Consider the following 7,548-nt stretch of genomic DNA (forward strand, 5'->3'; position numbering starts at 1 on the left):
GCACAGCACGGTCACGCGTCGCGCCCGGGGAAACGCTTCGCGCGCAAACACGTCCGCCGCCGAAGCAGCCGCGCGCATCAGCTCAATCGACGGCACGCCATAGCGCTCCGTCGTTACGCGATCGCAAGCCTGCATCTCCTCCGCACTCAGAACTTTCATCGCAACCATCCTAAACGCCCTGGGTCCATCAACGTCCGTTGCTGCTCTGCGGTCTTGTATCAGGGCGTGAGGTTTTGTATCAGGGCAGGAGGTTTTGTATCAGGGCGTGAGGTTTTGTATCAGGACAGGAGGTTTTGTATCAGAGCACAAGGTTTTGTATCAGGGCATGACTTTCAGTCATGCCGCAAAGCCCCAAAAGAAAGCCGGGCTTCAGCCCCTGCGCAGTGCAACTTCCCATCGGCAGTAGGCTGCCATTTCAAATTCCCTCCCGCCCTGTCATCCCGACGCGCAGCGGAAGGATCTGCCCTGAAAATTCTCATACCTCGATCAAAACTGGGCCCCATCCTTGCGCAGCAAGGGTGGGAAAGCACGATCCCACCCGATTTTCATGGTCTTGGATGGCGCAAAGCGCCATGCATGACTGCCCTGAAAATTCAGCGATCAACTGCGACCCCGGAAACCAAGTTCCCGTAGGGAACGCATGAAAATAGCCCAGGGTGGAGCGCAGCGGAACCTTGGGATAGCAGACAAGAAGATTTCAGTCCCGGAGGGACGTCCGAACCCAGCCGCATTTTCATGGCGCTTGGGTGGCGCCACGCGCCATGCATGACTGCGGTTGCCTTTCGTGACTTCCGCATCGGCACTAATCCATCCCGCCGATCGGTTTTATGTCACGGCAAGACTTCAGTCGCGCCGCAAAGCGACCAAGATGTTCGGGCTCAGGATGTAGTTTCCGAGTCGGAAATAATCACGGGCGCAGTTCCCAAATACGTGGACCGCCCATCGCGTTCCGTCCGATTCCATCTCACAGGCCCAAGTCTCGGGCCGATGAATCTGGGTGGCCCGGATCTCGGTCTCTGAGACCTGGGATTCGGCGCTCGCACGTTCACCATGAACCGTCCCTCAGTTCATCCTGAACATCGTTGCAGATTATTTCACCGGATTGTTCATAATGGAATTAAGCAAGCACTCCTGCCGTACCTCATCCGCCCTCCAGATATAATGGCGCACTGATCACTGCTCTAAGTCGTTTGCTTGGAAATATCTACGGCTAAACTCTTTGTTAAGAGATTTTTGGCGGGCATCCCTGGCTGCAAACCATTGAAAGTAGGATATTTCCTTACAAAGACCGTATAGGGGGTGTGAGCCGCGTAAACACGGACACCACCGCCTGACGCGACTGGCCCAGCGAAAGAGCAGCGCGAGGTAGGCCCGAGGTGTAGATACAAAAAAAACGGCCCCCGTCATTAACGGGGGCCAAGTTGCCTTGGTTCTCTCGTGTTGCGAGAGGTCTATTGGCGGCCAACGGCGGGGTAGCCGTCGGTGCGGATGGGAGCCTCAGGGGGGTGGCTACGCAGCATTACTGCTGCACCGCACCGGTCGAGGACGCCATACCATGGGGGGATGTGGAGCCCTGGGCCGCCAAACTGTTTTGCATCAACTTGATATACACGGTGCTGGGAACCTTCTCCCGGTGCGTCGCAGCAGGCTTCGGCGCTGTCTGATCTGCCGGGGCATTGTTGCTCGCAACTTCGGTGGTCGCTTCCGGCATTGGGGCATTGCCTAAAGCCACAGCGTGCATACGGTAGATGGGAACGTCGTGTTCAGATACGAGGTAGCGCTTAACCGCTTCTGCCTCGCGCTGTGCGCTCGCGATGCCGGCTGACCCCGCAGCAGGCGAACGAGCTTCGATTTCGATGATGTAGCCGGTCTGACCTTGCAGGCTTTTGGCCATGTCATCAAGCTTGGATTTTGAGTCCTGTGACAGTTCAGCGCTGCCACGACGGAAAGGAACTTCGACTTCAGTGATCGGCTTGTAGGTGTCCAGGCCGTTGACCTCTGTATTCACGTTGTCAATGCGACCCGTCGCTGCCATTGCGGTATCGTTCGCTTTCTTTGCCTGGTCGCCGGCTGCCGTCGCGGTCTGATTAGCCGCATCAGCCGAATCCTGTGCCTTCTTGATGCCGGCCTGAGCACGCGCATCCACGTCCTTGATGTCGGAGGCGTTCTTCGCATTCACCTGGTCGAGTTCGGTGAGGCGATCATTGATCGGATCGAGCCTCTTCTTCACCCACTTCTTGCGCGCCATCGGGTTCATGCGTCCCCAGAAACCCTCTTTCGCATCCGGAATCGGCTGCGTGGCCGCTGCCGGAGGAGTTGAGGTTGGTGTCTGCTGCGCGGCTGCCGGAGCACTCTGGGAATTGTCGGGCTGCTGCGTCTGTTGGGCCATCGCGGGGATCGCGATCGCCGAAGCCAAGGCCAGAAGGGCTACCTGGCTGGGAAACAGAACTGTAGCTTTAATTTGATTTTTCATTTTTCTAACCCCTGATATGCGGTTGCCGCAGTTGCTTTGCGGGTGAGGGCATGATCCTCTCGCCCATCCTTATTGCATGGGGCATGCCAAAGGCCCGCTTTCGTCTGGAGAATCAGGTAATGTATTTGATTTCAGAGGTTTATCTACATTCTCCGCAACACCGGGCGGCTCTTCCGGCAGGCAGCAAACAGTAACTGGAAAGTAATTTTTACAACGAGCGGTAACTCTTACCCGGTAAATCGAGCTATATCGCTACTTTGCGTCGATGCGGACGATCCGGATTTCCGGGTAAGCTCCATTCCAATCCGGCGTAACGGTGTCGAAGATCATCCTGAAATCGCGGCTATCCCCGGGCTTCATGGGTGCTGCCGACGCCGGTTCCAGGTCCACATACGGATCGCGCGTCCTGATCCACTTCAGCGCCTGGGTTTCATTCTGCGCGACTTCATTCGCCGCATTCCTGAACAGCACCTGCGCCCATACACCCGGCACCGTCTTGTTTCCGGTGTTGGTGATGCGACCGTCAATATAGGTGACTTTGCCGCCCGCCAGGTTGCTCGACTCGCTCATCACAACATTGGTGATCGGAAGGCTTGCCGCGTAAGGATCCGGAGCCGCTGAAATCGGCGTTACCGTTGCCGCACCTTTGCCCCGCTCCATGGTGAAAATCACAATCGCCGCAACAATCAAAACTGCAGCCGCGGCAATCGCCAGCGGCATCCAATTGCGCTCGCGTGGCTCTACGGGAGGGACGAGCTGAGGTCCGGTGCTCACGAGCGGATTCTACACCTTAGCCTCTTCACACTTCATCTTCAACAGGAGATTCCACACTTGCCGCCTCACCGGCTACGTGGCCCCGCCTGAATACTCTCCTGCGGAGATGCCACGTCCGGGCTTCACGAGGTGGGCAGGCAAAAACTCGTTCCCAAAATGGTCACGCACTGTACCCGCGATTCAATTTCGTGACTCGGGTAACCAAAGTCGTAGCACTTTTAGTTGATTCACAATCCAATCGGGTTGAATCTATACATGTGAGAACGTGCTATGGGACCCGCGACGTTCGATTACGCCGCGCATTGTGGAAAGGCAACACGCATGCATCCCTCCCCCTCGGCAGTTTCAATCCGGCATCACCGCAGAGAAGACCTCGTCTACCAGGTCGTCACAGTCGCTGCGATGGTCACAATGCTGGCCAGCGTCTGGATCTTCTAGCCCTCCGACGCCGCGCCTGATGCCGCGAATATGCGGCCGCTTCTTATGGCAAATTTTGAATGGGCCTGCCGGAGGTGATTGACTCCGCCCGCGCCTTTGCGCCTCGTATCATCGTCGTCAGCCGCCAACCCACCGTAGAGAAGATCACTACCAGAAACACAGGAATCATCAGCGGGGAGATCCGAAATGTGCCGTTTCGTGCAGACTGGATAATCGACCACTGCAGGTACGCAAACAGACAGAGCAGCTCACACTTGATCCAGGCCACCATGAGGGCGGTCTGGTCCTGAATGAAGGGCAGATTGGCCTCCGTCACCGGGACCGGCAGATTATATCGACGGAATCGAATACCCGCGAGAACCGTCATCATCAAGTAGACCCCGGAGGCGACCACGGGCAGAAACCACAAGAGACCGGGAGGCCCCCACGCATTGGGTTGACCTGAAAAATCAAAGTGTGTCGGAATGCGATCCGGCAGCTTTTCAGGGCCGTTCAGCGCCGAATAGGTGATCCAATAAAGGACCGCCAGCATCCCCACTCCGACGATTTCCAGCGTCCTGCGCATGCCAACCCTCGGTCGCCCCGTTTACCGACAACGATACAACAATGGTCACGCCCTTCGTCTGTTCAAGGATTCCATTGACGGTTCGTTGCATATTCAGCCTTTGACCGTCTGCACCAGCAGCCACGCGTTCAGTACCGCGATTACCACCGCCGTGCTCCACGCCAGCATCTTCATCCATTTCGGGTTCACAAACTCGCCCATCTTCGCGCGATCCCCGGTAAAGATCACCAGCGGCACCACCGCGAAACTCAACTGCATAGACAAGATCACCTGGCTCAGGATCAACAGCTTTTCAGTCCCCCGCTCGCCGTTCACGGCCACCACGATGATCGTCGGAATAATCGCCAGCCCGCGCGTTATAAGCCTACGCAGCCAGGGAGACACTCTCAGGTGAATGAATCCCTCCATCACAATCTGCCCCGCCAGAGTTCCTGTGATCGAGGAGTTCTGTCCCGAAGCCAAGAGCGCCACAGCGAACAATGTGCTCGCAAAACCTGCGCCCACGAGCGGACTCAGCAACTTGTACGCGTCCTCAATCGCTGCTACCTCAAAATGTCCGCTCCGATGAAACACCGCAGCCGCCACAATCAGAATCGACGCATTCACAAACAGCGCCAGCGTGAGTGCCAGCGCCGAATCCACATTTGCCATGTGAATCGCTTCGCGCTTGCCCGCGGGTGTCCGCTTGTATCGCCGGCTCTGCACAATCGAGGAATGCAGATAGAGATTGTGCGGCATCACCGTCGCGCCCAGGATCCCAATGGCGATGTAGAGCATCTCGGGATTCGTCACAATCGAAACTGAGGGCACGAACAGGCTATGCAGCGCGGGCCAATAGTCCGGACGAGACAGGAACATCTGCACGCCAAACATGCCTAGAATGGTCCCGATAAGGACAATCACCAGCGCCTCGACGTAGCGGAATCCCCACTTCTGGAGGAGCAGGATCAGAAGGACATCGAGCCCTGTAATCAGCACGCCAAAAAGCAGCGGGATGTGAAACAGCAGTTGCAGCGCGATGGCCGATCCGATCACCTCGGCCAGGTCGCACGCGGCAATCGCAATCTCCGCTCCCACCCACAGCGCAAAACTTGCCCTGCGCCCGTAGTTCTCATGGCAAAGCTGGGCCAGGTCGCGCTCTGTCGCCACCCCCAGTTTCAACGCCAGGCTCTGCAGCAGAATTGCCATCAAGTTCGACAGCATGATCACGAACAGCAGCGTGTACCCGAACCGCGATCCACCCGCAATATCCGTCGCCCAATTTCCCGGGTCCATGTACCCGACCGAAATGAGAAACCCCGGACCTAGAAACCCGAGCAGCCGCCGCCAATATACCGGCGACCGCGAGATGCGCACGCTCGCATGCACCTCGGGTAACGAGGGCTCCGGGAGCCCGATGGAATTGGGGATTTCAGTGGCCATATAAGCGCAAAGGGAAGCAGCGCACAGCACTGCTGCCTTGAGTATGTCATATATTAACTATAGTTAATATAAATTTCTTATTACTAATTACTCAAACGCGTCCACCTTAAGCCAAACTGCTTCCGCGGCCGGCCGGCCGAGAATCGAGCTTCCCGTAGGTAGTTCAATCGAAACGGTTTGGTCGTAGTTCTGACTCACCACGCGCAGGCTCTTGTTCGGCCCTATGCCCATTCGATGCAGAAACAACAGCAGTTGGGAATCTCGTTCCTGCAGGCTCGTCACCCGGTACCGCTCCCCCGCGCGCGCCTCAGAAAGCGGCACCTCTCCGCGCTTCTTCCGCTCCGCTGGCCGCACGGGCAGCACCGAGTTTCCGTGCGGACACGACCCGCCTTCGCCCAGTTTCTCCTTCAATTTCGCCTCGAAGGCCGGCGAAACGGCGTGTTCCAGACGCTCCGCTTCATCGTGGATCTCGTACCACTCCATGCCAAAGACTTCGGTCAGCATCCGTTCGATCAGGTGGTGCCGCAGCGCAGTTCGATAGGCTGTCTCGCGGCCCGTTTCGGTCAGACGCACGATGCCGTCGTCTTTGATCTCGACATAGCCATCCCGCCGGAGCCGTTTCAGGGCCATCGTTACCGCCGGCGCAGAAACTTCCAGCCAGTGCGCGAGCGTCGCCGGAATCACGGCGTGCCCTTCGGCCTCAGCCTCCAGGATGGCTTTCAGATAATTCTCTTTCGAAACTTGAATCGCGTCTTTCATGATCTGAGTCTCTACTGCGAGCTTCTAGCTTAGGGCTGTCGCTGAGCACTCCTTGAGCAAGGAATCATTCTATGCGCTTCGCCAAGCCAAGGGGGAATGAGGATCGCGCTTGCGCCGGAGAACTTTCCAGTTGGCAGATTTGACTGCGTTCGATTGCGATGATCTGAACTATGGCGCGAATTCTGCCGAGGCTGGGTATTGATGCGGCTTGAGATGCCCGGCTCTGAGGCGGTGCAAAGGGACGGAATAAGAGAACGCAGATGAGCGAGATCGTCAAAAGCAACTGCGGATCCCTCCGCTTCGGTCGGGATGACACTTTCGAGGTTACTGGCGTATTGGCATCACCCGAGATTGCCTCGCTCAGGGGCTGAAAAAGCCTGCACGTTTTTGGGGGCTTGCGGCACGACTCAAAGTCATGCCCTGATACAAAACGATGACGGACGTCGTGCCTGATACAAGACTTCCCGGCGTTGGTGAACAGCCAGACAAGAGTCTGCTTCAAACAAAACCAGCTCTCCGAAATCTCGAAGAGCTGGCACAACCACAAACGAGCTAGAGGCTAGAAGCTAGTAGCTAGAAGCTGTCTTCCTCACTTCACGCGCACCTTGGGCTCGACCGATAAGCCGGGTCGCAACGCGTGGTTCGGATCTTCCTTGTCGAGGTTGTCGAAATCGATGCGCACCGGCAGCCGTTGGACCACCTTCACGTAGTTGCCCGTGGCATTCTCCGGCGGAAACAAGGACAGCACCGAACCCGTCGCGCCGCCAATTTGCGTAATGTGTCCGTCGTAGGTCTTGCCGGTCGCATCTACGCTGATCTCGACATGCTGGCCCGCGGACATGTGCTTCAACTGCGTTTCCTTGAAGTTCGCCGTCACCCACAAGTCTTCCAGCGAAACCAGCGTCAGCAGATTCTGTCCCGTCGATACGTTCTGGTTGATCTCCACGCTCTTGCGTGTGACGATACCGGCCACCGGCGCCACAATCTTCGTGTAGCTCAGATTGAGATTCGCCTGGTCAAGCTGCGCCTGCGCCTGTGCTACCTGCGCCTGGGCCTGCTTGGCGCGCGCTGACTGTGCCGCAACCTGCTGCGGCCCGGTCTGCGCGTACTTGTACTG

6 protein-coding genes and 1 pseudogene are annotated in these 7,548 nt (G+C 57.3%); 1 reads left to right on the forward strand and 6 read right to left on the reverse strand.

From position 1 onward, the window contains the following. Window positions 1-1,519: 1,519 nt before the first annotated feature. Window positions 1,520-2,473 (reverse strand): OmpA family protein, encoded by a 954-nt coding sequence (locus WA354_RS18890; RefSeq protein WP_472814571.1) that lies wholly within the window; start codon window positions 2,471-2,473, stop codon window positions 1,520-1,522. A 252-nt stretch (window positions 2,474-2,725) separates the two neighbouring features. Next, window positions 2,726-3,247 (reverse strand): DUF2393 family protein, encoded by a 522-nt coding sequence (locus WA354_RS18895; RefSeq protein ID WP_472814572.1) that lies wholly within the window; start codon window positions 3,245-3,247, stop codon window positions 2,726-2,728. A gap of 270 nt (window positions 3,248-3,517) precedes the next feature. Here WA354_RS18895 and WA354_RS18900 point away from each other — a divergent pair, with 270 nt between their 5' ends. After that, window positions 3,518-3,685 (forward strand): hypothetical protein, encoded by a 168-nt coding sequence (locus WA354_RS18900; RefSeq protein WP_472814573.1) that lies wholly within the window; start codon window positions 3,518-3,520, stop codon window positions 3,683-3,685. A 43-nt stretch (window positions 3,686-3,728) separates the two neighbouring features. Here the strand turns inward: WA354_RS18900 and WA354_RS18905 are convergent, their stop codons facing one another. From WA354_RS18905 to WA354_RS18920, 4 genes and pseudogenes are all read right to left on the reverse strand, one after another. Then, complete coding sequence (locus WA354_RS18905; protein WP_472814574.1) at window positions 3,729-4,250, reverse strand: DUF1648 domain-containing protein; 522 nt, start codon at window positions 4,248-4,250, stop codon at window positions 3,729-3,731. A 93-nt stretch (window positions 4,251-4,343) separates the two neighbouring features. Next, entirely contained in the window at window positions 4,344-5,672 is a 1,329-nt protein-coding gene (locus tag WA354_RS18910) for an Nramp family divalent metal transporter (protein ID WP_472814575.1), read from the reverse strand. 87 nt (window positions 5,673-5,759) lie between these two features. After that, window positions 5,760-6,431, reverse strand: a complete 672-nt coding sequence (locus WA354_RS18915) for a metal-dependent transcriptional regulator (protein ID WP_472814576.1) — start codon at window positions 6,429-6,431, stop codon at window positions 5,760-5,762. A 589-nt stretch (window positions 6,432-7,020) separates the two neighbouring features. Beyond that, window positions 7,021-7,548, reverse strand: a pseudogene (locus WA354_RS18920) (HlyD family secretion protein); the annotation flags it as partial.

The organism is Occallatibacter sp., from assembly GCF_049802275.1.
Taxonomy (GTDB): Bacteria; Acidobacteriota; Terriglobia; order Terriglobales; family Acidobacteriaceae; genus Telmatobacter.

Excerpts from the sequence above, each read along its gene's own strand:
- WA354_RS18890 (WP_472814571.1), bottom strand. The coding sequence starts at position 2,473 with ATGAAAAATCAAATTAAAGCTACAGTTCTGTTTCCCAGCCAGGTAGCC.
- WA354_RS18900 (WP_472814573.1), top strand. The coding sequence starts at position 3,518 with ATGGGACCCGCGACGTTCGATTACGCCGCGCATTGTGGAAAGGCAACA.
- WA354_RS18905 (WP_472814574.1), bottom strand. The coding sequence starts at position 4,250 with ATGCGCAGGACGCTGGAAATCGTCGGAGTGGGGATGCTGGCGGTCCTT.
- WA354_RS18910 (WP_472814575.1), bottom strand. The coding sequence starts at position 5,672 with ATGGCCACTGAAATCCCCAATTCCATCGGGCTCCCGGAGCCCTCGTTA.
- WA354_RS18915 (WP_472814576.1), bottom strand. The coding sequence starts at position 6,431 with ATGAAAGACGCGATTCAAGTTTCGAAAGAGAATTATCTGAAAGCCATC.